This is a genomic window from Methylobacterium sp. Leaf94 (genome assembly GCF_001426045.1).
Taxonomy (GTDB): Bacteria; Pseudomonadota; Alphaproteobacteria; order Rhizobiales; family Beijerinckiaceae; genus Methylobacterium.
On the sequence record NZ_LMRM01000045.1, the window covers coordinates 97067 to 121169 of the forward strand.

30 protein-coding genes are annotated in these 24103 nt (G+C 71.0%); 15 read left to right on the forward strand and 15 right to left on the reverse strand.

The window, feature by feature from the left end:
• Window positions 1-180 precede the first annotated feature (180 nt).
• Genes ASG63_RS18920 through ASG63_RS18935 form a run of 4 tightly spaced genes read left to right on the forward strand, consistent with a single transcriptional unit; the run spans window position 181 to window position 3163 of the window.
• Window positions 181-1575, forward strand: coding sequence for a S41 family peptidase (locus ASG63_RS18920; protein WP_082559398.1), 1395 nt, complete (start codon window positions 181-183; stop codon window positions 1573-1575).
• Window positions 1576-1624: 49 nt separating this feature from the next.
• Window positions 1625-1972, forward strand: a complete 348-nt coding sequence (locus ASG63_RS18925; protein ID WP_056220069.1) for a DUF1476 domain-containing protein — start codon at window positions 1625-1627, stop codon at window positions 1970-1972.
• A 52-nt stretch (window positions 1973-2024) separates the two neighbouring features.
• Window positions 2025-2675, forward strand: coding sequence for a BON domain-containing protein (locus ASG63_RS18930; protein ID WP_056220072.1), 651 nt, complete (start codon window positions 2025-2027; stop codon window positions 2673-2675).
• An 11-nt stretch (window positions 2676-2686) separates the two neighbouring features.
• Entirely contained in the window at window positions 2687-3163 is a 477-nt protein-coding gene (locus tag ASG63_RS18935; protein WP_200941273.1) for a hypothetical protein, read from the forward strand.
• A 139-nt stretch (window positions 3164-3302) separates the two neighbouring features.
• Here ASG63_RS18935 and ASG63_RS26870 read toward each other — a convergent pair whose 3' ends face one another.
• From ASG63_RS26870 to ASG63_RS18950, 3 genes are read right to left on the reverse strand one after another with little or no spacing between them, the layout of a single operon-like run.
• Window positions 3303-3548, reverse strand: a complete 246-nt coding sequence (locus ASG63_RS26870; RefSeq protein ID WP_082559409.1) for a polyhydroxyalkanoate synthesis regulator DNA-binding domain-containing protein — start codon at window positions 3546-3548, stop codon at window positions 3303-3305.
• Window positions 3549-3557: 9 nt separating this feature from the next.
• On the reverse strand, window positions 3558-4727 hold the full coding sequence (locus ASG63_RS18945; protein WP_082559399.1) for an acetate/propionate family kinase: 1170 nt from the start codon (window positions 4725-4727) through the stop codon (window positions 3558-3560).
• Window positions 4724-7252: a phosphoketolase family protein gene (locus tag ASG63_RS18950; protein WP_056220080.1), complete on the reverse strand. Its 2529-nt coding sequence runs from the start codon at window positions 7250-7252 to the stop codon at window positions 4724-4726. Before ASG63_RS18950 ends, ASG63_RS18945 begins: the two co-directional genes overlap by 4 nt.
• A 162-nt stretch (window positions 7253-7414) precedes the next feature.
• Here ASG63_RS18950 and ASG63_RS26045 point away from each other — a divergent pair, with 162 nt between their 5' ends.
• The 7 genes from ASG63_RS26045 (at window position 7415) to ASG63_RS18985 (ending at window position 12404) form a co-directional block, all read left to right on the forward strand.
• Complete coding sequence (locus ASG63_RS26045; RefSeq protein WP_244479977.1) at window positions 7415-7822, forward strand: hypothetical protein; 408 nt, start codon at window positions 7415-7417, stop codon at window positions 7820-7822.
• Window positions 7823-7930: 108 nt separating this feature from the next.
• On the forward strand, window positions 7931-8941 hold the full coding sequence (locus ASG63_RS18960) for a zinc-binding alcohol dehydrogenase family protein (protein ID WP_056220085.1): 1011 nt from the start codon (window positions 7931-7933) through the stop codon (window positions 8939-8941).
• A 98-nt stretch (window positions 8942-9039) separates the two neighbouring features.
• Entirely contained in the window at window positions 9040-9240 is a 201-nt protein-coding gene (locus ASG63_RS18965) for a hypothetical protein (RefSeq protein WP_056220089.1), read from the forward strand.
• A 32-nt stretch (window positions 9241-9272) separates the two neighbouring features.
• Entirely contained in the window at window positions 9273-9920 is a 648-nt protein-coding gene (locus ASG63_RS18970) for a BON domain-containing protein (protein WP_056220092.1), read from the forward strand.
• 446 nt (window positions 9921-10366) lie between these two features.
• Window positions 10367-11182: a universal stress protein gene (locus tag ASG63_RS18975; protein ID WP_056220095.1), complete on the forward strand. Its 816-nt coding sequence runs from the start codon at window positions 10367-10369 to the stop codon at window positions 11180-11182.
• The gene (locus tag ASG63_RS18980; protein WP_056220098.1) at window positions 11182-11529 is read left to right on the forward strand and encodes a c-type cytochrome; all 348 of its coding nucleotides are present in this window, start codon (window positions 11182-11184) and stop codon (window positions 11527-11529) included. Before ASG63_RS18975 ends, ASG63_RS18980 begins: the two co-directional genes overlap by 1 nt.
• A gap of 14 nt (window positions 11530-11543) precedes the next feature.
• Complete coding sequence (locus tag ASG63_RS18985; RefSeq protein WP_056220102.1) at window positions 11544-12404, forward strand: universal stress protein; 861 nt, start codon at window positions 11544-11546, stop codon at window positions 12402-12404.
• A 132-nt stretch (window positions 12405-12536) separates the two neighbouring features.
• Here the strand turns inward: ASG63_RS18985 and ASG63_RS18990 are convergent, their stop codons facing one another.
• From ASG63_RS18990 to ASG63_RS19025, 8 genes are all read right to left on the reverse strand, one after another.
• Window positions 12537-12983: a host attachment protein gene (locus tag ASG63_RS18990; RefSeq protein WP_056220105.1), complete on the reverse strand. Its 447-nt coding sequence runs from the start codon at window positions 12981-12983 to the stop codon at window positions 12537-12539.
• A gap of 31 nt (window positions 12984-13014) precedes the next feature.
• On the reverse strand, window positions 13015-13824 hold the full coding sequence (locus ASG63_RS18995; protein WP_056220108.1) for a universal stress protein: 810 nt from the start codon (window positions 13822-13824) through the stop codon (window positions 13015-13017).
• Window positions 13825-13899: 75 nt separating this feature from the next.
• Window positions 13900-14547 carry a BON domain-containing protein gene (locus tag ASG63_RS19000; RefSeq protein ID WP_056220110.1) on the reverse strand — a complete coding sequence of 216 codons (648 nt, stop codon included), beginning with the start codon at window positions 14545-14547 and terminating at the stop codon, window positions 13900-13902.
• Window positions 14544-15035, reverse strand: coding sequence for a histidine kinase (locus ASG63_RS19005; RefSeq protein WP_338011822.1), 492 nt, complete (start codon window positions 15033-15035; stop codon window positions 14544-14546). The genes ASG63_RS19000 and ASG63_RS19005 overlap by 4 nt, the downstream gene beginning before the upstream one ends.
• Window positions 15036-15136: 101 nt before the next feature.
• Entirely contained in the window at window positions 15137-16480 is a 1344-nt protein-coding gene (locus ASG63_RS19010) for an NRAMP family divalent metal transporter (RefSeq protein ID WP_056220114.1), read from the reverse strand.
• Window positions 16477-16767: a hypothetical protein gene (locus ASG63_RS19015; RefSeq protein WP_056220118.1), complete on the reverse strand. Its 291-nt coding sequence runs from the start codon at window positions 16765-16767 to the stop codon at window positions 16477-16479. Before ASG63_RS19015 ends, ASG63_RS19010 begins: the two co-directional genes overlap by 4 nt.
• 25 nt (window positions 16768-16792) lie before the next feature.
• Window positions 16793-17008, reverse strand: coding sequence for a hypothetical protein (locus ASG63_RS19020; protein ID WP_056220121.1), 216 nt, complete (start codon window positions 17006-17008; stop codon window positions 16793-16795).
• A complete protein-coding gene (locus ASG63_RS19025; protein WP_082501138.1) occupies window positions 17005-17622 on the reverse strand; it encodes a potassium channel family protein in 618 nt (205 codons plus the stop codon). The genes ASG63_RS19020 and ASG63_RS19025 overlap by 4 nt, the downstream gene beginning before the upstream one ends.
• 211 nt (window positions 17623-17833) lie before the next feature.
• On the opposite strand from ASG63_RS19025, the gene ASG63_RS19030 reads away from it, so the two are divergent.
• The 4 genes from ASG63_RS19030 to ASG63_RS19045 all read left to right on the forward strand — a co-directional run bounded on the left by ASG63_RS19030 (window position 17834) and on the right by ASG63_RS19045 (window position 19382).
• Window positions 17834-18073: a biotin/lipoyl-containing protein gene (locus ASG63_RS19030; RefSeq protein ID WP_056220123.1), complete on the forward strand. Its 240-nt coding sequence runs from the start codon at window positions 17834-17836 to the stop codon at window positions 18071-18073.
• Between the two features lie 115 nt (window positions 18074-18188).
• Window positions 18189-18566, forward strand: coding sequence for an SPW repeat protein (locus ASG63_RS19035; RefSeq protein ID WP_056220126.1), 378 nt, complete (start codon window positions 18189-18191; stop codon window positions 18564-18566).
• Complete coding sequence (locus tag ASG63_RS19040; protein WP_056220129.1) at window positions 18563-18922, forward strand: hypothetical protein; 360 nt, start codon at window positions 18563-18565, stop codon at window positions 18920-18922. The genes ASG63_RS19035 and ASG63_RS19040 overlap by 4 nt, the downstream gene beginning before the upstream one ends.
• Window positions 18923-18941: 19 nt before the next feature.
• Window positions 18942-19382: a glucokinase gene (locus ASG63_RS19045; RefSeq protein WP_056220132.1), complete on the forward strand. Its 441-nt coding sequence runs from the start codon at window positions 18942-18944 to the stop codon at window positions 19380-19382.
• Between the two features lie 461 nt (window positions 19383-19843).
• Here ASG63_RS19045 and ASG63_RS19050 read toward each other — a convergent pair whose 3' ends face one another.
• From ASG63_RS19050 to ASG63_RS19065, 4 genes are all read right to left on the reverse strand, one after another.
• Window positions 19844-20533 carry a copper-binding protein gene (locus ASG63_RS19050; RefSeq protein WP_056220135.1) on the reverse strand — a complete coding sequence of 230 codons (690 nt, stop codon included), beginning with the start codon at window positions 20531-20533 and terminating at the stop codon, window positions 19844-19846.
• 78 nt (window positions 20534-20611) lie between these two features.
• Window positions 20612-20902, reverse strand: a complete 291-nt coding sequence (locus ASG63_RS19055; RefSeq protein WP_056220138.1) for a copper-binding protein — start codon at window positions 20900-20902, stop codon at window positions 20612-20614.
• A 165-nt stretch (window positions 20903-21067) separates the two neighbouring features.
• The gene (locus tag ASG63_RS19060; RefSeq protein ID WP_056220141.1) at window positions 21068-22486 is read right to left on the reverse strand and encodes a multicopper oxidase family protein; all 1419 of its coding nucleotides are present in this window, start codon (window positions 22484-22486) and stop codon (window positions 21068-21070) included.
• Window positions 22487-22527: 41 nt separating this feature from the next.
• The gene (locus ASG63_RS19065) at window positions 22528-24063 is read right to left on the reverse strand and encodes a TolC family protein (protein WP_056220144.1); all 1536 of its coding nucleotides are present in this window, start codon (window positions 24061-24063) and stop codon (window positions 22528-22530) included.
• Window positions 24064-24103 lie beyond the last annotated feature (40 nt).

Below are 24103 nucleotides of genomic sequence, written 5' to 3' on the forward strand. Positions count from 1 at the left end.
CGCTGCGAACAGGCGCAGACCCTGTCCGCACGGGAAGCCGGGAACCTTGATCCATCTCAAGGCAGGGGTGACCGTGGCCTGGGCAGTCTCGCGGATGCCTTCCCCGAGGCCTGTCCATCCCAAGGCCTGCCCATCCCAAGGCCTGCCCATCCCGAGGCCTGCCCATCCCGAGGCCAGCCCATGCCCGGCCCGAACGACGCCCAACCCGCGCGACGGGGGATCCCTCGCCGGGTTCGCCACAGCTCCCGCTGGCTGGCCGGCCTCGCCGGCGTTGCCGCCGCCCTCCTGGCGTGCACGGCATCCCCGGACGCCCGGCGGGAGACCGGGGAAAGGACCGGGGATACGCCCGGCGGTCTCTACGAAGCCCTCAGCGTCTTCGGAGCGGCGTTCCATGCCATCCGCGCGAAGGCGGCGGAGGAGCGCCGCGACGGTCAGCTCGTAGATGCGGCGATCTCCGGGATGGTCGCATCGTTGGATCCGTACTCGGGATACGTGACCGCGGCCGAGCTTCAGGCGTTCGACGAGGAGGATACCGGGACTTACGCGGGGATCGGCGTGACGGTCGAGGCAGGCGGGCGCGTCCGGTCCGCCTTGCCCGGCGCCCCGGCGGCCCGGGCCGGTCTGCACGCCGGAACGATTATCGAGCGGATCGACGGCAGGGCCGTCCACACCATCGACCGCACCGGGATCGTCGACCTCCTGCGCGGTGATCCTGGAACCGCCGTGCACCTGCGGGTCCGCCTTTCGGAGAGACAGGCCGCCACCGAGGTCGCCCTGACACGGGAGTGGCTTCCCCTGCACCCGGTCCGCACGCGTCTTCTGGGCACCGTGGGCTATGTCGGGCTCGACCACTTCGACGACTTCACCACCGGGAGGCTGCTCAAGGCCGTGGCGGGCCTCCAGGCTCACATCGGTCCGGAGGCGATCACGGGTCTCGTCCTCGACCTGCGCGGGAACCCCGGCGGTCTCGTCGTGCAGGCCGTGGCGGTCGCCGGGGCGTTCCTGGGGCGGGGAGAGATCGTGCGCCTGGTGGGACGCGGCCCCGGGGACGTCGAGCGTTTCGCGCTCGACCGCGGCGGCAAGGACCTCGTCGACGGGCTTCCCCTGGTGGTGCTCGTGGACGGCGACACCGCCTCCGCGGCCGAGATCGTGGCCGGCGCGCTTCAGGACCACCGACGCGCGACCCTGGTCGGGACGCGCACCTATGGAAAGGGTGCCGTCCAGACGACGTATCTCCATCGCAGCGGACGCGGCCTGCGACTGACGACGGCCTGGTTCGTCACGCCGGCGGGCCGAAGGGTGCAGGGACGCGGCATCGAGCCCGACCTCGTGGTCGCGCAGGATGGCGATGTCACGACGCGGGACGAGGAAGCGGTGCCGACCGGCCATCCCGACGGGGACGCCACGTCCCTGCAGAACGGCATCGTCGAGGATGCCCGCATCGATCCGGCCGGCGATGCCCCGCTCGCGACCGCACTCCGGCATCTCGGGACCGTGGTGGAGAGCCGTGCCGGACGCCGCCCGCCGGGCCTTGATCTGCCTCAAGGTGCGCGCATCCCGGCGGGGCGAGAGTGAGGGAGCCGTTTCGACGTGGCCCGACGTGGCCCGACAGGTGAGGCATCCGATGAACACGACGTTCGACGAGCGCGAGCGGGCCTTCGAGAGCCGCTTCGCCCACGAGGAGGAGTTGCGCTTCCAGGCGCGTGTCCGCCGCAATCGCCTGCTGGCGACCTGGGCGGCCGAGCGGATGCACCTGACCGGGGACGCGGCCTCCGCCTACGTCACGTCCTTCGCCGAGGAAGCCGTGGTGTCCGACGACGACGCCTTGCTCGCGCGCCTTCGCGCGGACCTTCGTGCCTGCGGCATCGACGAGCCCCTCGCGAACCTGCGCCGGGAAATGGAGCGCTGCATCGCCTTCGTCCGCGCCGAACAGCGCGTCGGGCTTGCGCTGGATCAAGGCTCCTCCGCGTAGGGCGCGTCATCCTGGTCCGGACTTCCTCACGACAGCAGACGGGAGAGACGCCATGACCGACAAGGATCTTCGCCGCGATGTGCTCGACGAGCTCGACTTCGACCCGAGCCTGGATGCCGCCGAGATCGGCATCGCCGTCTCGAACGGCGTGGTGACCCTGACGGGGCATGTCGGCAGCTATGCCGAGAAGGTGGAGGCCGAGCGCGCGGCGAAACGGGTCAAGGGCGTGCGGGCCATCGCCCAGGAGATCCAGGTTCGCCTTCCCGACGCCAAGAAGATCGAGGACGATCAGATCGCCGCGCGGGCCCTGGCCATCCTCGACTGGTCCGTCCACCTCCCGAAGGACGCCATCCAGGTGAAGGTCGCGCAGGGCTGGGTGACGCTCACCGGGGCGGTGCCCTGGCAGTACCAGGCGATGGGCGCCGAGGCGGCCGTCCGCAAGCTCTCCGGCGTCTTCGGTGTGACGAACCTCGTCGAGGTCAGGCCGGACGTGCAACCGACGGCGGTCAAGGCGAAGATCCTGGAGGCGTTCCGGCGGAACGCCCTGTTCGAGGCGGACGCGATCAAGGTCAGCGTCGAGGGCGACCGGGTCACCCTGGAGGGGGCCGTCACGGTCGGCATCGAACGGGATGCCGCCGAGCAGGCGGCCTGGTCCGTACCGGGCGTCCGGACCGTCGTCGATCACATCGTCGCCCTGCGCTGAGGAGACGGGACATGCCTCATGGGACACAGGGATCCTCCCCATCCGACCAGCGACACGGCAAGCCTCCCGGACAGCACGCCCTGCCGGGGATGCTGTATCGGGTGACCCTGACTCTGGCCCGCTGCCCGGACTTTCCGGACGGCAGCGTGGCCCGGGGCTACGAGATGGTCGTGCCGCTCGGACCGGACGGGCACCTCGATCCCGCTCTCTGGCGCGAGACCCGCGACAGTTGCCGTGTGCGCCGCTTCTGGGCGGGCCAACGCGACCGCGACGGTCGCCTCGTTCACCGGGCCGGCGGGGAGGGCGGCGCGACCTGGCTGATCGACTACGAGGATTGGACGAACGAGGACGACGAGCCGGGCTACCACCTCGGCACGCACGCCTTCGTTCCGGGCGACTACGTCTCGATCCGTGATGCCGACGACGGGGTCTACCGCACGTTCATGGTCGCCCGCGTCGACCGCGCCGGCGCTGGACGTCAGACCTGACGCCGAGGGTTCCCACGGGGGGAAGGCGGGCGGCTCGCGGCGATGGAGCCGGTCGCTCCGGGCCTCGGGAGCGACCGCTCCGGAGCGAGATCGGCGGTGAGCGGTGGCGCGCGGCCCGTGCGGGGTTTCGGCCCGCCGCTCACTGGAGATTCGGGGGAACGACCTCGTGGGTGACGTCCTGACCCGACCCGGCTTCGCGCACGCTGATCCTGACGCCGCGGCGGATCAGCCGCTCCAGGTCCTCGGGCGCCAGGTAGGCTCGGCTCTCGGGGTCGTAGAGCCTGCACCCGCCATACCGTTTGAGCTGGCGGACGGTGAGGGCTTCGTGTTGGGCGTCATCTCGACTGCACGGCGCCGGCCGCCTCCGACGTGGGACAGATCTTATCTGGAATAATTAAAGTCTGGACGCCGGATGTGCGAGGGCCGGCGCCCAGGCCGCGCGCCCCTCGAGGCCCCCGTGCACCGAGCCTCCGGTCGCGACCGCGATCTCGCGCTCCTCGTCGGCGGAGACGACGCGGACCTGCACGCGGGAGGCGCGGGCCCCGATGGCGCCCGCGGCACGGGCGTTGGCGTCCGCGTCGAGGGCCACGCCTGCGAACCCCAGTCCGCGGCAGACGGCGGTGCGGACCTCGGCGGCGTGCTCGCCGATGCCCCCGGTGAACACGAGGGTGTCGAGGCCGCCGAGGGCCGCGATCAGCGAGCCCGCCTCGCGCACGATCCTGTAGGCGAACAGGTCGAGGGCCTCCCGCGCATCGGGACTTGGGCTCGCCGCCAGCACCCGCACGTCGTCGCTGATCCCCGAGACCCCGAGGAGGCCCGACCGCTCGTTGAGGAGCAAGGCCACCGCATCGGGCGACAGGCCGCGCTCGCGGATCAGGTGCAGGACCAGGCCCGGATCCACCGAGCCGCTGCGGGTGCCCATCATCACCCCGTCGAGCGTCGTGAAGCCCATGGTGGTGGCGACGCTGCGCCCGTCCCGGATGGCGCAGAGGCTGGCCCCGTGCCCGAGATGGGCGGCGAGCACCCGGCCCTGCGGGCAAAGCCGGGCGACGTGGGCGTAGGAGAGGCCATGGAAGCCGAAGCGGATGAAGCCCTCGTCGAGGAGAGCGCGGGGAAGGGGATAGATCTGGGCGAGCCGGTCCTGGGTGCGATGGAAGGCGGTGTCGAAGCAGGCGACCTGCGGCAGGCCAGGCCAGGTCTCCGTCACCGTCCGGATGCAGGCCAACGCCTGGGGCTGATGGGCCGGCGCCAGCGGGACCAACGTCTCCAGGTCGGCGAGCACCTCGGCATCGAGGCGCACCGGCGCGGCGTAGCGCAAGCCCCCGTGGACGATGCGGTGCCCGGCCGCCGTCGGCGCGGCGGGCAGCCGTCCGAAGAGCCACCGGGCGACCTCGGGATGGTCCCCGGCCGGGGGCTGCTCGTCGTCGCGGGCGAGGCCATCCACCGCGAGCCGCGGGGCGTTTCCGATGTCGGCGACGTGCGCGCGCCAGACCGGGGCATCCGCACCGGACCGGAACAACGCGCAGCGCAGGCTGGAGGAGCCGGCGTTGAGGACGAGGATCATTGCTCGATTTCCGGCAGGACCGTCCAGCCGTCGACGGTCTCGCCGGCCGGGGGCTCGTGCCTGTCCGGCGGATCGCCCTGCATCAGGTCCGCCTCGATCCGGCGCCGGTCGGCGTGCGCGGGGCCCTCGGGCCAGACCCAGTCCCGGACCGCCGGCAGATCGTCGCCGGTCCGGCAGACGTGCTGGCGATGGGTCGCCAGCACGTCCCGAAGCGCCTCCTGGGCGTGTTCCCCCCGGGCGCCCAGCCGCGGCGCGGCCTGCAGGGCGGCCTGTGCGAGATGGAACCGGTCGAGCCGGTTCAGGACGCACATGTCGAAGGGCGTCGTCGTCGTGCCTTCCTCGATGAAGCCGTGCACGTGGAAGTTGCCGTGGTTCGTCCGCTTGTAGGTCAGCCGATGGATGAGCCAGGGATAGCCGTGATAGGCGAACACCACCGGCCGGTCGCGCGTGAAGAGGCTGTCGAAGGTCGGGTCGTCGAGTCCGTGCGGATGCATCTCGCGCGACGCCAACGTCATCAGGTCGACGACGTTGACGACCCGGACCCGTAGCTCGGGAACATGCCGGCGCAGCCAGTCCACGGCCGCGAGGGTCTCCATCGTCGGCACGTCCCCGGCGCAGGCCATCACCACGTCGGGCTCGGACTCGCCCTCGTTCGTCGCCCAATTCCAGATGGAGGCGCCGGCCGCGCAGTGCTTGGCCGCTTCGTCCGGGCTGAGCCATTGCAGGGCGGGCTGCTTGCCGGCCACCACCACGTTGATGCGGTCGTAGGTGCGCAGGCAGTGGTCCATGACGCACAGGAGGCTGTTCGCGTCCGGCGGCAGGTAGATGCGCGCCGTGTCGCCGCGCTTGTTGGCCACGAAGTCGATGAAGCCCGGGTCCTGGTGGCTGAATCCGTTGTGATCCTGGCGCCAGACGTGCGACGACAGCAGGATGTTGAGGGAGGGGACCGGCCGGCGCCAGGGCAGCTCGCGCGCGGACTTCAGCCACTTGGCGTGCTGGTTCACCATCGAATCGACCACGTGCGCGAAGGCCTCGTAGGTCGCGAACAGGCCGTGCCGGCCGGTGAGGACGTAGCCTTCGAGCCAGCCCTCGCAGAGATGCTCGCTCAGCACCTCCATGACGCGCCCGTCGCGTCCGAGGTGGTCGTCGCCCGGCAGGATCGCCTCCTGCCACGCCCGGCTCGTCACCGCGAAGACGGCGTCGAGGCGGTTCGAGGCGGTCTCGTCGGGACCCATGATGCGGAAGTTGCGGGCCTCCGCGTTGAGGATCAGGACTTCCCGCAGGTAGGTCCCCAGCACGCGGGTCGCCTCGGCCCGGACCCGGCCTGGCTCGGGCACCGCGACGGCGAGGCGGCGCAGGTCCGGAAGGCGTAGGGGCGCGCTCGTGTGGGCATTGGCGTGCGGGTTGGCCGAGATGCGCCGGCGGCCCTTCGGGGGCAGTGCCGCGAGCTCCGGCACCAGCGCGCCGTCCTGCCCGAACAGCTCCTCGGGCCGGTAGGATCGCATCCAGGCTTCCAGGATGGCGCGATGGTCCGCGTTGTCCCGCACGGCGGCGACGGGAACCTGGTGCGCGCGCCAGGTCCCCTCGACGGGCTTGCCGTCGACGGTCTCGGGGCCGGTCCAGCCCTTCGGGCTGCGCAGCACGATCATGGGCCAGCGCGGCCGCTCGACCTTGCCCCGGGGGGCGGCGCTCCTGATCGCCGCGATGGCGTCGAAGGCCGCGTCGAGAGCCGTCGCCATGGCCTGGTGCATCGCGGCGGGCTCGTGGCCCTCGACGAAGGCCGGCTCGTAGCCGTAGCCGACGAGAAGGCTGCGCAGCTCCGCCTGCGGGATGCGGGCGAGAAGCGTCGGGTTGGCGATCTTGTAGCCGTTGAGGTGCAGGATCGGCAGGACGGTCCCGTCATGGCGCGGGTCGAGGAACTTGTTCGCGTGCCAGGAGGCGGCCAGCGGCCCGGTCTCCGCCTCGCCGTCGCCGACGATGCAGGCGACGGTCAGGTCCGGATTGTCGAGGGCCGCCCCGAAGGCATGCGCCAGTGAATAGCCGAGTTCGCCCCCCTCGTGGATGGAACCCGGCAATTCGGGCGAGGCGTGGCTCGGGATCCCCCCGGGGAAGGAGAACTGGCGGAACAGACGGGTCATGCCGTCGAGGTCCTGCGCCACGTCCGGGTAGGTCTCGCTGTAGGTGCCCTCCAGGTAGGCGTTGGCGACGAGGCCCGGCGCCCCGTGGCCCGGCCCCCACACGGCGAGCATGTCGAGGTCGCGCTGCCGGATGACGCGGTTCAGGTGGGCGTAGATGAAGTTCAGTCCCGGCGTCGTGCCCCAGTGGCCGAGGAGCCGCGGCTTGATCTGCTCCGCCGTCAGGGGCTCGCGCAGCAGCGGGTTGTCCATCAGGTAGATCTGCCCGACCGACAGGTAGTTCGCGGCCCGCCAGTAGGCGTGGATCTCCCGCAACTGATCCGGGCCGAGGGGACCGGGCGCGAAGGGGTCGGCAGGCGGGAGCGGGGTGCCTCCGCTGGCGGCGTCCAAGCCTCCATCCAAGCCTCCTGTGAGCGGCTCATCCATGTCGGGGTCCCGGGGTGCGGTGATCTTCCGGACATGATGCGGTCTGCCAAACGTCCCGCCTTGCGCTGGATCAACGCCGCTCCGTCCTGCCGGAGGCAGCCTGCGGATCGTTCTGCGCGCACAGGGATGCGGACCATGTTGCCGGCGACTGCCCTTCTCCCCCTCATGGTCTGTCTGAGCGTCTCGCTTCCGGCGCAGGCGCAGTCCCGTGCGCCCGCACTGGTCTTTCACGGCAATTATTGCGGCCTGGGCAACAACGCCCCTCTCCCTCCCATCGACGCCCTCGATGCGGCGTGCGCACGGCACGACGCCTGTACCCCTGTCGCCGGCCTGCCTCCCGCCCCCTGCAATCTGCGCCTGCAGCGCGAGGCGGAACGCATCGCGCGCGATCCGAGGATGCCGGACGATGTGCGGACCCTGGCCGGCATCATCGCCGCCGGTGCCTCCGTGCTCCCCTTCGATCCGAGACCCGCAGCGGTCGTCGAAGCTCGGTCACCGCCCCCGAAGCCACGCGGCCGTCGCACCGCCGGGTGACGGCCGACAGAGCGTCCGCGGGGGCAATCTCCGGCCGCTCCGGCGGGTCGTCGCGCGACGTCACCTCGCGGAACGTCCGCAACGCGCCTGCTGTCGGAGGAGGGCACCATGTTCGCGATGGTCCTGCGGGAGGCCGGAGGATTCCTTGCCCCCGAGTGCCGCCCGACCCCGGAACCGGGGCCCGGCGAGGTCCGGATCCGGGTCGAGGCCTGCGCGGTCTGCCGCACGGACCTCCACCTCATCGACGGAGAACTCCGGCAGGCGACGTATCCCATCGTGCCCGGCCACGAAGTCGTCGGCATCGTCGCGGCGCGCGGCCCGGATGTCCGCGAGCCACCGTTGGGCAGCCGGGTCGGCGTGCCGTGGCTCGGGCATGCCTGCGGGCATTGCTCCCATTGCGAGGCCGGCAGCGAGAACCTCTGCGACGCGCCCGGCTTCACGGGCTGCACGCGCGACGGCGGCTTCGCGACCGACATCCTGGCCGAGGCAGCCTTCACGATCCCCCTCGGTGCCGATCTCGACCCGGTCGCGACGGCACCGCTGCTCTGCGCCGGCCTGATCGGATGGCGAACCTTGCGGATGGCCGGCGCGGCGGAGACGGTCGGGCTGTACGGCTTCGGCGCGGCGGCCCACATCATCGCCCAGGTCTGCCGATGGCAGGGCCGGCGTGTCTTCGCCTTCACCCGCCCCGGCGACCGCGAGACCCAGGCCTTCGCGCGATCCGTCGGGGCGGAGTGGGCCGGCGGGACGGACGCGCCGCCGCCGGCGCCGCTGGACGCCGCCCTCGTCTTCGCGCCGGACGGGGCCCTCGTCCCGACGGCGCTGAAAGCGGTGCGCAAGGGTGGCCGGGTCGTCTGTGGCGGCATCCACATGAGCGATATCCCCGCCTTTCCCTACGAACTTCTCTGGGGCGAGCGCGCGGTGCTGTCGGTGGCGAACCTGACCCGCGAGGACGCCCGCAGCTTCTTCGCGCTCGTCCCGCGGGCGGGCATCGTCACCCACACGCGTCCCTACCCGCTGGAGCGGGCCAACGAGGCGATCGCGGATCACCGGTCCGGGATCTTGCGGGGGGCGGCCGTCCTGGTGCCTCAGCCGCTCGCCCGGCGCCCGACGACGTGAAGCCCGCAGGCCCCGAACGGGACGGCCTTGATCCATCTCAAGGCCGTCGCCGGTCCGACGGTCATCATGCCTCGCGTAATCGCGAACGGGAGCCGACGATGACCCTGGTCATGAGATCCACTTACATCCGGTCGGTCCAGCATGTCCGGATGCCGGTCACGCTTCGGGCGCACAATACGGATGCACCCTCGGTCGTCTCGGACGGGCACCGCTACCGAAGCATCGGCAGCCTGCAGGCCCTGGGTCTCGCGATTCTGGCCTCGCTGGTCACGCCGGCCCTGCTCTGGCTCGTGCTCTGAAGCCCCGCGTGAACGCGAACGGGAGACGGACGATGGACGACAGGACCCTGCGCCAGCACGTGCTGGAGGAATTGGACTTCGATCCGAAGGTGGACGCGGCGCATATCGGCGTGGCCGTTCGGGACGGTCTCGTGACGTTGTCCGGCCACGTCGCCACCTATGCCGAGAAGACCGCCGCCGAGAAGGTCGCGCAGCGGGTTCGCGGGGTCCGGGCCGTCGTCGAGGAGATCGAGGTCCGCTATCCCGCAGACCAGAAAACCGGCGACGAGGAGCTCGCCGCCCGCGTCGTGAAGGTTCTGGCCTGGAACGTCCAGGTCCCGGACGAAGCCATCAAGGTCAAGGTCGAGGAGGGCCGTGTCACCCTCGATGGCTGCGTCCCCTGGTACTATCAGAGGGCTGCGGCGCAATCCGCAGTGGCGAAGCTCGCCGGAGTCCGGGAGGTCCTGAACCTCCTCGCGGTCAAGCCCTCCGTTCGGTCGCGCGACGTGAAGGCGAAGGTGCTCGCAGCCCTGAAACGGACGGCGCGGGATCCCGACACGATTGCCGTGCGCGTGGAGGGCGACACGGTGATCCTCGACGGATGCGTCGACCTGTGGCGGGAGCGCGAACTCGCGGAGCGTGCGGCCTGGTCGACCCCGGGCGTCCATGCCGTCGACGACCGCCTCCGGCTGGCTTGGTGACGGGACCGGTGTTTCCCCGCCCCACCGATGCGGGCGGGTTCGGAATGACCGACGCGGATCAGCGGGACCGGATGGCGCGCTGCCAATCCGGACGCCCCCTCCCGCGGGGGCGGCGCGCGAAGCTGTCCGAGGGACTGTTTCAGGGATTGTCCAAGGGACGGGCGGCGGCCACTCCCCGTCATGCGCGGGACGCGCAGAGGATGGGCCCGATGGAGGGCGAAGCCCGGATTCGGGTCGTTCAATCGGGGACCGGGGAGGGCTTCGGCGCCCGCCCGATTCCCCGCCAGGCGCGCCCTCGCGAAGGACCGTCGCGCGCCAGACGCCGCTGCCGCGAAGCGGACGTGGCCGGCCATCCGCCGGTCCTTGAGATGGATCAAAGGCACCGGGGGCCATCGCAGGCAAGGTGTCCCGACAGGGCGGTCGAGCCCGGGCTCGGGGGGGAACTCGTGACGATCTCCAACATCATGGTCTCGGTCGATCTCGGGGCCGCTGCGTCGGACCGCGTTCGGCTTGCCGCCGGCCTCGCCGAGCGCTTCGGGTCCAAGCTCACCGGCGTCGCCGGACGCCCGGTCCTCGGTCCCATACCGATCGGAGACGTGCTGCAGGCCGAGCGCGCCTGGGCGGCCGAGGAGCGATCGGCCGAGGAGGATCTCGCCGCGGCCCAGGCCCTCTTCGGGCGCGAGGCGGCAGCGGCGCAGTCTCGGGCCTGGAGATCCGTGACCGGCTCGCCCCTGGCCTACCTCGCCGCACAGGCGCGCAGCGCCGATCTCGTGGTCGTCGGACGGCAGGGGCCGGGCGACGGCGACCCGGGGGTGATGGCTGTCTCGGTCGGTCCGCTCCTGATGGAGGTCGGACGCCCCGTGCTGCTCACGCCGCCCGGACTCGCACATCTCGCGGCAAAGAGGATCGTGGTGGCCTGGAAGGACACCCGCGAGGCGCGCCGGGCCGTCCATGACGCTCTGCCGCTCCTCGCACGGGCGGACAAGGTCTACATCGCCGTGGTCGGCCCGGCGGCGGACCAGGAGGGGGCCGAGGATGCCGCCGCCTATCTGTCCGGCCACGGCGTCACGGTCACCACGCATCTGCTGCGCAGCCCGAAGATCAGCCCCGCGGAGGAGATCCTTCGGTTCGCCCGGCGCGAGGAGGCCGACCTGGTGGTGATGGGGGCCTACGGGCGCAGCCGCCTTCGTGAATGGATCTTCGGCGGCGTCACCCGCGACATCCTTCAGACGACCCCCCTCTGCTGCCTGATGAGCCACTGATGCGCCGCGTCTTTCAAAAACGACGTGATCTGCTGGCGATCAGCGCGGCGCCATTCCTTTGGCTGTCCGTCTTCGCCCCCGCCGCCGCCTGGGACCTCAAGGCGAAGCAAGGGGAGACCATCGCCCGGACGAACTGCGCCAGGTGCCACGCCGTGGGGCGGCAGGGTGCGAGCCCGCTCCGGGACGCACCGCCATTCCGTGAGCTGCACACGCACTACCCCGTCGAGGATCTCGCGGAGGCATTGGCGGAGGGCATCACCACCGGGCATCCCGCCATGCCGGAATTTCGCCTCGAACCGGACCAGGCGGACAACCTGATCGCCTACCTGAAGACGCTGGAACGCTGATCGAGGAGGAACTCGTGTACCTGCGCTGCCTCCTCGTACCCACGGCCCCCGGGAACGACGCGACGCCCCGGCTCGATGCCGCGCTGCGCCTCAGCCGCCGCCTGCACGCCCATATCGGGGTCGGCTTCATGGCCCCCGGTCCCGAGCACGTCCTCGCCGGAATGGCGAGTTTGGTGGCCGTGGACGACCTGACCATCCAGGCGATCGAGCAGGGCGTGCGCGAGGCCGCCATCGCCGGAAAGGCAGCCCTGCAAGCCTGGTGCGCCCGGCAGGGCGTCGCGTTCATGCCGGCCGGCGAGCGCCTCGATGCCACTTTCGCGGCTTGGTCCGAACATTCCGGCGAGGTCGAACCGCTCCTGACGCGCCTCGGCCGGGTCAAGGATCTCATCATCGTCGACCGCCCCGATCCGGCGCGGCCCTTCACCGGGCGGGCGCTCGACACGGCCCTGTTCTCCGTCGGCCGACCGACCCTGATGATCGGGGAGCCCGTCACCTACGATCCGCTCTACCATGTGGTCATTGCCTGGAACGGCAGCTTGGAAGCGACGCGCCTGATCGGCCAGTCCATCGCCCTCCTGCGCGAGGCCACCCGCGTGACCGTCCTTCACGTCCGCACCGAGCGGTTCGCGGAGGCCTGCGCCGCCGACCTTTCGGAACACCTGCGCTGGCACGGCATCGTGGCCGAGACGGTGAACCTGCCGATGACGGCAACGGCTTCGGTCGGGGCGGCGATCCTGGCGGAGGCCGAGGCGCGAGACGCCTCCCTGCTCGCGCTGGGCGCCTACACCCACAGCCGGGTCCGTGAGTTCCTGCTTGGCGGCGTCACCCGCCACGTCATCGAGAACGCCCGGATGCCGGTGCTGATGGCTCACTGAGGCGCCGGTCCCGGCACGCCGCGCTCCGCGCCCGGATCCTCCCGTTCTCGCCTCACCCGGCAGGCCCGGCTTGCGGGCGGCCTGTGGAGTCGCCCACCATCGGCTTCGGGCCGGCGGCCCGAGGTCGGTCCTTCAGGCATCGGCGAGATGGCGCCCGATCTCCTCGACCGGGTGTTTGGTCAGGTCCTTGTCGACCTCGGCCACGATGGCCCGCCGCAGGCGCTCGGGCAGGACACGCCGAAGTTCCGCGAGCATCCTCGGCGGTGCGACCACGACCAAGGCGAGGAGAGGATCGATGCGGTCCAGGGCCGTCACCACGTCCAGGGCGAAGCGGGTCTCGGCCATCCGATGCCAGTCCGTCTGCTCGATGGAACTGCGGCGGTCGCCCAGCCTGACCCGCGGAGGCCTGTCCGTGCCCTGCTCGCGGGTCGGCGGGTTGGGCGGGGCCTCGAACACCCTCTCCATTCGCAGGTCCAGGGCGCGCGGGTGCCCCTCGTTGCGGAGCACCAAGGCCTTGCGGCCGTCGCAGACGACGACGGAGCCGTCGTGCGGGATCATGAGGTTCAGCCTGCCGGTCATGGGGTCGCTCCAAGCCGAGCGTTCGTCTCCGTCAGTGGCTCAGGAGGCAGCAGACGGGGCAGCCGGCGAGCAGGTTGCGGGTGACGCCCCCGAAGGCCCATTCGCGCAGGCGGCCGTGGCCATAGGCCCCTGCCACGATCAGGTCGGCGGCGTACTCGCTGGCCGCCTCGACGAGCGCTTCGGCGGTCGTGGCGCCATAGGCGTCCTTCGGCATGGCGGTGGCGTGGACGTCATGGGCCTGGAGGAGGCTGACGATGTCCCGGGTATCGCCGGCGCCCTGGCCCTCATCGACGGTCAGCACGACGACATGGGACGCCCGTTTCAGGAAGGGCACCGCATCGCGGACGGCCCGATGCGCTTCGCGGGTGCTCTTCCACGCGACCGCCACCCGCTGCGCATCGAGGTGGTCGATCTCCGGCGGGACCACCAGCACCGGGCTGCCGAGCCGCATCACCGCATCCCCTGGATCGACCGACAGGAGCGGGTTGCCCGCGTCGCCCCGGCCGACGATCACGAGGTCCGCCGCGGTCGACTGGCGGGCCAGGAACTCCAGCGGAAAGTCCAGGTTCGAGCGCCACTCGACGCGGCTTCGGCCGGCGGCGGCTTCGTCGAAGGTCGCGTGCGCGATCCGAAGGTCGTTCAGGACTGCCTCCTGAACCGAGGGGAGGCAAAAGGCGCCTCCGAGCATCGGGCCGATGGGCGCAGCCTCGTAAGCCGGCATCTCGGCCGCGATGCCGATGAGGCGGGCCTTGAAGTCGTCGGCGAGGTGCCCGGCGAGGCGGATCCGGCCGCGCGCAGCTTCGCCGAGATCGACCGAGACCATGAGGCTGGCATAGGACATGGGGATCTCCCGTTCGGCGTCGGCTTCGGAAGGGGCGGCGCGGGGCCGGCGGCGAGCCCGACCCCGGTCGGTCGTTCAAGTGAGCGTCAGGTGGTCCACGACGGAGCGCACGCCGGGAGCGGACCAGGCGGCGTTCTCGACGAGGTTGCGCTCGTGCCAGGCATGCACCTTGCCCTCCAGGGTCACCTTGGCGTCCTTGACCGTCACCTTGATCGCGTCGGCCTCGACCTCGGCGTTGCGCTTGAGCGCCGCCTCGATCTTCGCGCGCACGTCCGTGGCGCTCGCCGCCGGCTTGACCTCGATCATGTTGATGATGCCGGCGACGCCCGAGAGGCGCTTGAGCGCGGCCTGGGCCTCCTCCTTCTGGTACTGCCACGCCACCTCGCCGGTGAGCGTGACCCAGCCGTCCTGCACCTTCACCTGGATGGCGTTCGGCGGAACGCTGACGGACCAGTCGAGCATCTGAACGGCGCGTCGGGCCAGGTCCTCGTCGCGGGGCGGTGCCTCGCCGGCGAAACGGACCTTTATCTCCTCGACCACGCCGCGCACGCCGCGCACCTTCCGGGCCGCCTTCTCGGCCGCCAGCCGCTCGGTGTAGCTGCCGACATGGCCCGTGAGCGTGACGATGCCGTTGTCCACGGCGACGCCGATGTTGGCCGCATCGATGCTGGGCTCGAAGTCGAGCTCGTCGACGATGCTTTGGCGGAGGATCTTGTCGTTCATGAGAGATCTCCTTCGGGGAGGGACCGGCATCCGTCCTCGTGACGATGGCCGGGTGCCGTATCCTGGCTTCCGCAGGCCGCGGGGCATTGATCCACCTCAAGGGCCTGGCCGGAGCGGATCCCGCCCTCCATCGGGCATTCCCTGGGCTCGGCCCGGGCCCCTTCCGCCAATCGCTGGAGCCGGATCGCCCGTGCGACGGCCTCCGTCAGGCAGGGGCGGTCGAGGACGAGGACGTCGCCAAAGGCTTTTGGAACGGGAATCGAGCCCGCGAACAGCGCGAACGGGATCCCGCGGCGGCGCAGCGCGCAGGCCAGGGGGAAGCAGGGGCCTTCCTGCAGGTCGACGCTGACGAGGGCGAAGGCTGGCTCGCTGCGGGCCAACCCGTCCACGGCCTCCTCGCAGGTGGGATAGGGGCCTTCGACCGCGTAGCCCTCATCCGTCAGCGTGTCCTCCAGCCACATGGCCGGCAGCGCCTGCGGCTCGGCCACGAGCACGACCCGTCTCGAGGCTTGATCCGTCCCTGGCATGGCCCGTCCTTCCAAAGCTGCAGGCGCCGAGAATCGGGGAGGGAGGTCCGGTCGACCTTGATCTATCGCAACGGAAGGACGGCGCTGATCAGCATCGCGGCGACGGTGAGCATCATGCAGGCGGTGGCCGCCCAGCCGAGCCACCGGAGCGGCCCGCGCACGGCGAAGGCCCCCATGATGTCGGTGCGGGACGCGGCCAGCATCATCACGGCCATGATCGGCACCGCGATGACGCCGTTGACGACCGCGCTCCAGTAGAGCGCCCGGATCGGGTCGACGGCGCCCAGGCTGATGATCATGCCGACGAGGGTCGCGAGGGCCACCGTCCCGTAGAAGGCGCGTGCCTCGAGCAGGTGACGTCCGAATCCGACCGGCCAGTGCTGCGCCTCGCCGACCGCGTAGGCCGCCGAGCCGGCCAGGACCGGCACCGCCAGGAGCCCGGTGCCGACGATGCCAAGCGCGAAGACGCCCGCCGACAGGGGGCCGGCGATGGGCCGGAGCGCCTCGGCGGCCTGGGCCGAGGTCTGGATGTCGGTGATGCCGTGCGGGTGCAGCACCGCGGCGGTCGTCACCATGATGGCCAGGGCGACGATGTTCGAGAACGTCATGCCGACGAGGGTATCGACCCGGATGCGGTGAAGGGCCGCCTTTCCCTGCTCGGGTGCGTGGGCGAGGTCGCGCCGCCGCGGGAAGGCGTGCAGGTCCTCGGCCTCCTCCGCCGCCTGCCAGAAGAACAGGTACGGGCTGATCGTGGTGCCGAAGATCGCCACCAGGGTGGTGAGGCTCGCCCCGCTGCCGTCGAGACGCGGCACGGCCATGGCCCATCCGAGCTCGGACCAGGAGACATGGGCGAACACGACCACACCGAGATAGGCGAACAGGCTCAGGGTCAGCCACTTCAGCACGGCGACGTAGCGGGTGTACTGCAGCACCAGTTGCATGAACACGCAGGCCCCCGAGAACAGCCCGACATAGAGCCAGCGCGGGCCCGGCAGCAGGAGATTCAGGGCATCGGCCATGGCGCCGAGGTCGGCGCCGAGGTTCAGGATGTTGGCGATGAGCAGGAGCAGGACCACGCCCTGGAGCAGGCCGTTGGGATAGTGCTGGCGCAGCACGCCGGCGATGCCGTGGCCGGTGGTGCGCCCGATCCGGGCCGAGACCATCTGCACGGCGGCCATCAGGGGCAGGCTGTAGAGCATGGTCCAGCACAGGCCGTACCCGAGCTGCGCCCCGGCCTGCCCGTAGGTGGCGATGCCGCTGGGATCGTCGTCCGAGGCCCCGGTGATCAGGCCCGGTCCGAGAACACCCAGCAGGCGTGGTTTCGAGGGGCCGACGGCGGCGCTCAGGCCCTCCGGGTCATTCGGCTCGGTCAGGACGCTTGCGACCGGGACCGGTATCTCGGTCATCGGTCGATGCCGCGCGCGCCACGAGGGCCCGTGTCGTGCCCAAGGGGGGGCAGGGCATCGGGGGCGGACCAGATCGTGCGGGCGACCTTCAGGGCCGCGTCCAGGTCCTCGCGGTCCGTGCCGTAGCGACGGTGCAGGGCTTCGAGCCACGGCAGCGTGCCGTCGGGGCCCGACCAGATCTCCGCGGCCGACACGTGGTACATCCCATCGAGTGCCTCGATGCCGTAGCCGGTGACGGCCCACTGCCGCCCGCGCCAGTGCACCGGTTCGGTAAGCTCGTGCGCCATGACCTCGCTCCCGATCCTCGCGCCGCTAGGCGCGTTCTTCCTGCACCGCGGCGGCCTCGCAGGAGTCCGCACGCAACCGCCAATCCACGATGCCGTTGGCTTCACAGAACAGCGCCTGCCCGGCTGCGCGGGCGGAGGCCTCCGACGTGGCCGGAACGAGGACTTGGTGCTGGCGCGCAGGCCGCTCGTGACCGGTATCGTCGCTGACCAGCTTGTAGAACGTGACCAGGAACATCCTCATCGGGTCGCCTCCGTGCGCGCGCGACGAGACGCCGTCGCGTCCCCCGCGAGCGGAGTTGACCCCGGATCCGGCTGGGCGCCTTGATCTGCCGCAAACTCGGCCCCCGTCTGCGGAAAGAAGCGCGTCCGCTTCGGCGCAAGGAGCGTGCTGCCGGAGCCGGACGACGCCACCCGATGGGCGTGGCCCTTGCCGTGCAGCGGCCAGTATCGCTCCATGGCGAGATAGGTGAACGAGGCCGACCAGCCGATCAGCAACAGGCCGTTCAGGGCCTCGACGCCGGAGATGAGGCGCGCATGCCCGACCGGGAAGTGGTCGCCGAAGCCGAGCGTCGTGTAGGTCACCACCGAGAAGTACAGGCAGTCCTCGAAGGTGGTGACCGGTACGCCCGCAAAGGCGCCGTTACCGAGCCGCAGCACGAGCAGCCAATAGGCGCCGGCATAGATCCACACCGCCGCCGTATGCCCGACGAAGGCCGCCAGCACCACGACGAGGATGCGGGCGCGCGGTGGAATCGGAAGCTCCGCCAGGTGCTCGGAGGTCAGGCGCAGGATCTCGTACAGCACCAGGATGGTGGTGATGACGAGGGCGACGCTGGCGGACATGGCGAGGAGCATGCGGCTGTCCCGAGAAGGAACCCGGGGGCAGCATGCGCCGCGCCGCACCGGGCGCCTTGACCTGCCTCAACGCGGCCCCGACGTCCGCCCCGCCGTCGTGGGCCGGCGGTCAGCGGGTCCTGATCCAGATCAACGCGTCACCCGATCCCGTACCATCACCTTGTCACTGCGCCCCGATCTTCCGGGCGCGCGTCAGCAAGGGAGGCCGGCCATGCCGGACGTTCGCGTATCCGAGGATCTGTGGTCCACGGGGATGCTGCCCGAAGGCATCCTGGAGCGCTGGCTGGTCGAGGACGGGGCCAGGGTGAGGGCCGGGGAGGCCGTGGCCGCCGTGCGGATCGGCGAGGCGCTCCACGACATCGTCTCGCCGGTCGGCGGGCGCCTGGAGGTCGTTGCGCCGGCCAGCGAGGTCGTCGACCCAGGCTGCATCATCGCCGAGGTTCATGCCTGACGCCGCGCCGCGGAGAGACTTTGAGCGAGATCAAGGCCGGGCGGCCCGCGCGGCGAGAGGATGACGGCAGCGAACCGCGGCGGATGTTGTCGCGGGCACCGGTCGGAGGCGTCCCATGGCTCGATCCAACCTGCACGCGCGCCCCTCGCCACCGGAATGGCGGACGGACGAGATCCTGCTCGGCGCCCTGCAGCACGCGGCCGGCGTCGCGCTGGTGCTGGCCGCGTGGGTCCTCATCCTCGTCGACCAAGGCCGCCCCGGCGCCTCCGCGCTCCTGCCGGGCCTGTTGGTCTTCGGGCTGTCCACCGCCAACCAGCTTCGCTTCCGCGCCGTGTTGGAGCGTGCCATCGCGCTCATCGGGGCCTGGACGCTGCTGGCCCCCTGGATGCTCGGGTTCGCCGCCAACGATGTCGCGACCTGGGCCCACGTGACGCTCGGCGGCGTGAGTCTCGCCTCCGCTCTGGCATGGCTCAAGCTGGCGCGAAAGCCATGACCCCAGCGACACCATCCCGGATCGGATGGCTGGCCTGTTCGGGGCTGGCGGCGGTCACGCTGAGTTTTCCGGCCACTGCCGGCCCGGGGGAGGATCACCGCATCCGGGGCTGGACCGTGGCCGCGCAGCTTTGCAGCCGGTGCCACGTCATCGGCAGGGAGCCGCAGGACGGCGGACACGTTGGCCCAGACTTCCGGACCATCGCCGCCATGCCCTCGACCACGGGCGTCGCGCTCAACGTCTTCCTGCAGAGCCACCATCAATGGATGCCGAGCGTGCGGCTGGACCGGGACGAGCTGGATGCGGTCATCGACTACGTCCTCAGCCTCAAGACGGCGGACGCCGCGAGGCCTTAAGGCCCGGAGATCGAGAGCGATGCTTCCCTTTCCCGTGCTCCTGGCCGACATCGGCGGCACCTACGCCCGGTTCGCCGTCCTGCCGCGGCCGGGCGCCGACCCGACGCCGATCTGGAAGGTCGCGACCGCCGGCTTCCCCGGCCCTGTGGAGGCCATTCGGTCCTATCTCGATCGACCCGGCACGGTCAGGCCGTGCGCCGCCTTCCTCGCCGTCGCCGGGCGGGTCGGGGGCGATGGGACGCGCCTGACCAACGCGGGTTGGCGGTTCGACCCCGGTGAGATCGGCATCGCACTCGGCCTCGATGCCGTGAGGCTGGTCAACGACTACGTGCCGCTCGCGGCCGCCCTCACGATCCTCGACCAGGAGAACCTGGCCGAACTGGTGCGGATCGGTCCCCCGGGGACCCCCTCGGGCACGGGGTCATCGGGCCGGGCAGAGACTTCGGCGCGGGGGCCCTGATCCCGGCCGGTGACCGCCTCCTGTTCCGGACCACGGAGTCCGGGCACTCGCGGCGGCAGGCGATGCCGCGATCGACCGGCCCCTGCCAGCGGGGGTCCTCGCCATGCGGTCCAAGAGTGCGGTCCACAAGTGCGGTTCAAGAACGCGGTCGCAGGCGAGGCAATCGAACCGTACGCACGCCTGCTCGGCCGTTGTGCCCGCGACCTGTCCGTGTCGGGCGGTGACAAGCCCCTCCCCGAGAGCCCTCCCCGAGAGCGTCCGCGAAGGGCGGATACGGGCGGGGTCAAAGCCCGCCAGTGGCGAGGCTTCGCTCTCGGGAAGGCCCCAGGATGTTTGGCGCGAAGGTCTCCGCGGCGGTTCGGTTTCATCGACGGCAACGCTCGTCGCGAGGCAGCCCGGGGTTTTGGGCTCGATCGCGAGACGATGGCCAGGATGCCCGCCGCCGGCCCTCACTTCGCCTTCTAGATCCGCGTCACCGCGATCGAACCGTTGATGCGCTCGGCGGAGAAGCGCACCTTCTCGCCCGGTTTGAGACCCTTGAGCAGAGCGGGGTCCTGGACCCGGTAGGCCATCGTCATCGCGTCCATGTCGATATTGGGGATGGACGCGTGGTCGAGGGTGACCTTGCCCGCGGCCTCGTCGACCTTCTTCACCGTCCCGGCGACGAGGGGCGCGTTGGCGGGCGTCGCCGACGCGGTCGGCTTCTCCGGAGCGGGGGGCGATGCGGGCTGGGTTTTCGCCGGCGCCGCCTGGACCGCCCGGTCGAGGGGGCCTTCGCCCGGCGGCGTCTGGTTGGGCTGCGGCCGGTAGCCCGCCTCGCGACTGCGGACCTGCCACTGCTTCAGGGCGTCGATCCGCGCCTGCTGCGTGTCCTGGATCGTCTGCGCGATCTCGCGCAGCTGACGGTCGGCGCCGTAATCGAGCTGCGCCTTGGCCAGGAACAGCGTCTCCTCGAGGCTGGCGATCAGCAGCGCGGCGAAATCCCGGTCCGGGTCGCCGGTGAGCTTCGTGTCCCGGAACCGGGTCGCCATCGTGTCGCGCGCCCGCTCCAGGGCTGCGGGCGCGGCCTTCGCGGGCTGTGCGCCGGCGGGAGGCGCGACCGAACCGACAAGGACGGCCGCGAGCGCGGTGGACAGGATCAGGCGTCGCATCGGGGCTCCATTTCAAGACTCGACGGCCCTCGCACCGGACCGGGTGGCGATCGTGCGAGGGCCCCTGGGGGGAGGGCGCTATTTCGCCTTCTGGATCGTCGTGACGGTGTACGCACCGCCGGTCTCGACCACGTCGAAATCGACCTTGTCCCCGGCCTTGAGGCCCTTGAGCACCGCAGGGTCCTTGACCGGATACGCCATCGTCATCGCGCCCATGTCGAGCTTCGGGATCGCGGCATGGTCGAGGGTCACCTTGCCGGCGGCCGGGTCGATCTTCGTCACCGTCCCCTTCACGGATTGCGCCCAGGCGGGCATCGCGACCGCCAGGAAGGCCATCGAGAGGACGGCGAGCGGGATCTTGCGTCTCATGGTCGGTTCTCCTTGAAACCAGCGAAGCACCACGCCGGCCCCGTCGAGCGGATCGGCGACCGGTGCGGCAGAGTCCGGACGGGATCGCTCCCGGTCCGAACGGATCTGCCCGGGCGGCAGCCCGGGGGGGCCGTCCGCGGGCGCGGGCGACGCGCGGTCGACCGGTCAGGGCTCATGGCCGCCCGCGTTGGACGCGGTGCGCCGCGTGCGCGGATCCACGGCCCGGAGGTCGGTCTGGCGCGCCCGCCGGCCCTTCGGCGTGCCGGGCGCGCGCGCCGGCTCGGGCATCGGCTCGCCGGTCCACTCGTAGGCCACGGAGCCTGCCGGGTGCTGGTACCAACCCGGGTCGCGATAATCGTCGGCCGCCAGTCCAGGCCGCACCTTCAGGACCGTGAACATCCCGCCCATCTCGACGGAGCCGAACGGACCGGCGCCGGTCATCATCGGCAGCGTGTTCTCCGGGAGCGGCATCTCCATTTCGGCCATCATGCCGCCGCCCGTCGAACCCATCGGCATGTAGCCGGGCGCGATCTTCTGGATCTGCTTGACCGTGCTCTTCAGGTTGACGCCGATATACGTCCGGACCGCATGGCCCATCGCGTTCATGGTGTGGTGCGACTTGTGGCAGTGAAGGGCCCAGTCGCCCGGGTTATCGGCGTTGAACTCGATCACCCGCATCTGTCCGACGGCGACGTCGGCCGACACCTCCGGCACCTGATAGCGCTCGTCGATCCAGCCGCCATCCGTGCCGGTGACCTTGAAGTCGCAGCCGTGGACGTGGATCGGGTGGTTGGTCATGGTGAGGTTGCCGAAGCGCATCCGCACCTTGTCGCCCTGGCGGACGACCAGGGGATCGATGCCGGGCCACGCGCGGCTGTTGAAGCACCACAGGTTCATGTCGAGCATCGTGTTGACCTTGGGCACGTAGGACCCGGCCTCGATGTCGTAGGCGTTCAGCAACCAGACGAAGTCGCGGTCGACCCGCCGCTCGGCCGGGTCGCGCGGATGCACGACGACGAACCCCATCATGCCCATCGCCATCTGGACCATCTCGTCCGAGTGCGGGTGGTACATGAAGGTGCCGGAGCGCCTCAGGATGAACTCGTAGACGAAGGTCTTGCCCGGGGGGATGCCGGGCTGGGTCAGCCCGGCGACCCCGTCCATGCCGTTGGGGAGCGTCTGCCCGTGCCAGTGCACGGCGGTCGCCTCCGGCAGGCGGTTGGTGACGAAGATGCGGATCTTGTCGCCCTCGACCGCCTCGATGGTCGGGCCCGGCGATTGCCCGTTGTAGCCCCAGAGCCGCGCGTTCATGCCGGGCGCCATCTCCCGCACGACCGGCTCGGCGATCAGGTGGAACTCCTTCCAGTCGCCGCGCATGCGCCACGGCAGCGTCCAGCCGTTGATCGTCACCACCGGCTGGTAGTCCGGCCCGCTCGTCGGATAGAGCGGCGGCTGCATGGTCGCCTTGTCCATGATCGGGGCCTCCGGCAGGCCCGCGGCCTGGACCCGTCCGCTGATCATCGACGTGCCGGCGAGCACGAGGCCGCCCGCTCCCAGGATCCTTCTACGCGAGATGTCGGTCATGAGGCCTCTCCGAATGACATGGGCGGACCGGGCTCCGGGGCTCAACCGCCGGGCGTCCCGACGGCGAGGCTCTCGCCCGGGGTGCCTCCGGCGGCTTCGCCGCCGAAGTTGTCCGCCGAGAACCCGCCGCCGACGGTCGCCGCCTTGAGGTCGGTCGCCGCGATCCAGAAGTCGCGCTTCGCCTCGATGGCCTGGATGTTGCTCAGGATCCGGGCCCGGGCGTCGATGATGAGCGTCGTCACGTCCAGGAGCATGCCGCTGTACTGGAGCAGGGCTTGGTCCTGGATCGTCCTGCGCAAGGGTAGGACGCTCGTCTGGTAATGCCGGGTGATGTCGTACTGGCCGCGGTACCGCTGATAGGCCTCGCGGACTTCGGAGCGGGCGTTCACCGCACGCTCCGCCAGCCGGTTCGCCGTGGCGAGATAGGCCTCCTTCGCGCCCCGGACCGCCGTCGTGCCGAAATCGTAGATGGGGATGGTCAGATCGGCCGAGAATCCGTTCAGGCTGCCCTTGTCGACCTTCGGGGCGGCACCGCTCTCGAACGTCCGCGACCGGGCGTACTGGTTCGCGAAGCCCACGTCGAAGACGCTGATGAAGCCAGTGGCCTGGTCCAGGCCGAACTGCCCGACGAGCGACTGCAGTTCGAAGCGGGCCGCCTGTACGTCGGCCCGCCGCCTCAGCGCCTCCTCCTCGATGCCTCGACCGTCCACGAGGCGCTTGGGCAGCGCGGGAAGGTCCTTCGGAAGGCGGAACTCGATGTCCCGCCCCCAGAGGCCGAGCAGGCGGGTCAGGCGCTCCCGCTCCGCCCGCTGCTGGACGCGCGCCTTGGCGAGCTGCCCCCCCAACTCGCTGTAGAAGGCGTGCTCGCGCGCCTGCTCCAGCTTGTTCAGTGCACCCGTCTCGCCCAGTTGCTGGGTCAGGGTCGACGCGGATTCGGTGCTCGCCAGCGCCTGTTCGAGGAAGGCGATGGCCTGGTTGGCCGCCACCGTCCGATAGAACTGGCGCCGGGCCTCGCCCGCGAGTTTCAGGACCTGGTCCGCCGCGTTGTACTGGTCGCCCCGGAAACGCTGGCGGGCGATCTCGGCGCGGGCCGGCAGCGTCGCCAGGTCCAGCACGCTGGCGGCCACGGAGCGCTCGATCTCCGTGTTGAACCCGAGCCCCCATTGCGTGATCGAGAAGGTCGGGGCGTGCGGCAGGGTCGCCTGCACGTACTGCGCCTCGGAGACGCCGAGGCCGTTGAAGGCGGCCTGCAAGCCCCTGTTCCTGAGAAGCGCGACCTGGACGGCGCCATCCGCCGTGAGGGGACGCCGCAGCAGCGCATCCACCCGCGCCTCCGCGCTCGGCGCGATCCCCTGGTCGCTCGATTTCGCGATGTCCTTGCCGAGTTCGAGCGAGGCATATTCGCTGGCGACCGACAGGCCTGCATCCGGTGAGAAGCTCGCGCAGCCTCCCAGCAGCAAGGCCACGCCGGCCAAGCTCCCGGTCAAGCTCCCGCCCCCCGGGCGCCCCCGGACGGCGCCGCCCGGAGGGCGCGCCGTCGTACCGGCATCTCCCGGCGTGGTCGTGTTGCGTCCCATGACCGTTAGTCCGGGAGGGGGATCGATCGGGTTACAGAGA

Excerpts from the sequence above, each read along its gene's own strand:
- ASG63_RS18965 (WP_056220089.1), top strand. The coding sequence starts at position 9,040 with ATGACCCTGGTCATGAGATCCACTTACATCCGGTCGGTCCAGCATGTC.
- ASG63_RS19045 (WP_056220132.1), top strand. The coding sequence starts at position 18,942 with ATGCTTCCCTTTCCCGTGCTCCTGGCCGACATCGGCGGCACCTACGCC.
- ASG63_RS26045 (WP_244479977.1), top strand. The coding sequence starts at position 7,415 with ATGCGGACCATGTTGCCGGCGACTGCCCTTCTCCCCCTCATGGTCTGT.
- ASG63_RS19050 (WP_056220135.1), bottom strand. The coding sequence starts at position 20,533 with ATGCGACGCCTGATCCTGTCCACCGCGCTCGCGGCCGTCCTTGTCGGT.
- ASG63_RS18925 (WP_056220069.1), top strand. The coding sequence starts at position 1,625 with ATGAACACGACGTTCGACGAGCGCGAGCGGGCCTTCGAGAGCCGCTTC.
- ASG63_RS18935 (WP_200941273.1), top strand. The coding sequence starts at position 2,687 with ATGCCTCATGGGACACAGGGATCCTCCCCATCCGACCAGCGACACGGC.
- ASG63_RS19015 (WP_056220118.1), bottom strand. The coding sequence starts at position 16,767 with ATGGCGCACGAGCTTACCGAACCGGTGCACTGGCGCGGGCGGCAGTGG.
- ASG63_RS18920 (WP_082559398.1), top strand. The coding sequence starts at position 181 with ATGCCCGGCCCGAACGACGCCCAACCCGCGCGACGGGGGATCCCTCGC.
- ASG63_RS19055 (WP_056220138.1), bottom strand. The coding sequence starts at position 20,902 with ATGAGACGCAAGATCCCGCTCGCCGTCCTCTCGATGGCCTTCCTGGCG.
- ASG63_RS19000 (WP_056220110.1), bottom strand. The coding sequence starts at position 14,547 with ATGAACGACAAGATCCTCCGCCAAAGCATCGTCGACGAGCTCGACTTC.
- ASG63_RS19035 (WP_056220126.1), top strand. The coding sequence starts at position 18,189 with ATGGCTCGATCCAACCTGCACGCGCGCCCCTCGCCACCGGAATGGCGG.
- ASG63_RS19020 (WP_056220121.1), bottom strand. The coding sequence starts at position 17,008 with ATGAGGATGTTCCTGGTCACGTTCTACAAGCTGGTCAGCGACGATACC.
- ASG63_RS18930 (WP_056220072.1), top strand. The coding sequence starts at position 2,025 with ATGACCGACAAGGATCTTCGCCGCGATGTGCTCGACGAGCTCGACTTC.
- ASG63_RS18945 (WP_082559399.1), bottom strand. The coding sequence starts at position 4,727 with ATGATCCTCGTCCTCAACGCCGGCTCCTCCAGCCTGCGCTGCGCGTTG.
- ASG63_RS18995 (WP_056220108.1), bottom strand. The coding sequence starts at position 13,824 with ATGTCCTATGCCAGCCTCATGGTCTCGGTCGATCTCGGCGAAGCTGCG.
- ASG63_RS19065 (WP_056220144.1), bottom strand. The coding sequence starts at position 24,063 with ATGGGACGCAACACGACCACGCCGGGAGATGCCGGTACGACGGCGCGC.
- ASG63_RS19040 (WP_056220129.1), top strand. The coding sequence starts at position 18,563 with ATGACCCCAGCGACACCATCCCGGATCGGATGGCTGGCCTGTTCGGGG.
- ASG63_RS18990 (WP_056220105.1), bottom strand. The coding sequence starts at position 12,983 with ATGACCGGCAGGCTGAACCTCATGATCCCGCACGACGGCTCCGTCGTC.
- ASG63_RS18980 (WP_056220098.1), top strand. The coding sequence starts at position 11,182 with ATGCGCCGCGTCTTTCAAAAACGACGTGATCTGCTGGCGATCAGCGCG.
- ASG63_RS19030 (WP_056220123.1), top strand. The coding sequence starts at position 17,834 with ATGCCGGACGTTCGCGTATCCGAGGATCTGTGGTCCACGGGGATGCTG.
- ASG63_RS18970 (WP_056220092.1), top strand. The coding sequence starts at position 9,273 with ATGGACGACAGGACCCTGCGCCAGCACGTGCTGGAGGAATTGGACTTC.
- ASG63_RS19010 (WP_056220114.1), bottom strand. The coding sequence starts at position 16,480 with ATGACCGAGATACCGGTCCCGGTCGCAAGCGTCCTGACCGAGCCGAAT.
- ASG63_RS19025 (WP_082501138.1), bottom strand. The coding sequence starts at position 17,622 with ATGCTCCTCGCCATGTCCGCCAGCGTCGCCCTCGTCATCACCACCATC.
- ASG63_RS19060 (WP_056220141.1), bottom strand. The coding sequence starts at position 22,486 with ATGACCGACATCTCGCGTAGAAGGATCCTGGGAGCGGGCGGCCTCGTG.
- ASG63_RS18960 (WP_056220085.1), top strand. The coding sequence starts at position 7,931 with ATGTTCGCGATGGTCCTGCGGGAGGCCGGAGGATTCCTTGCCCCCGAG.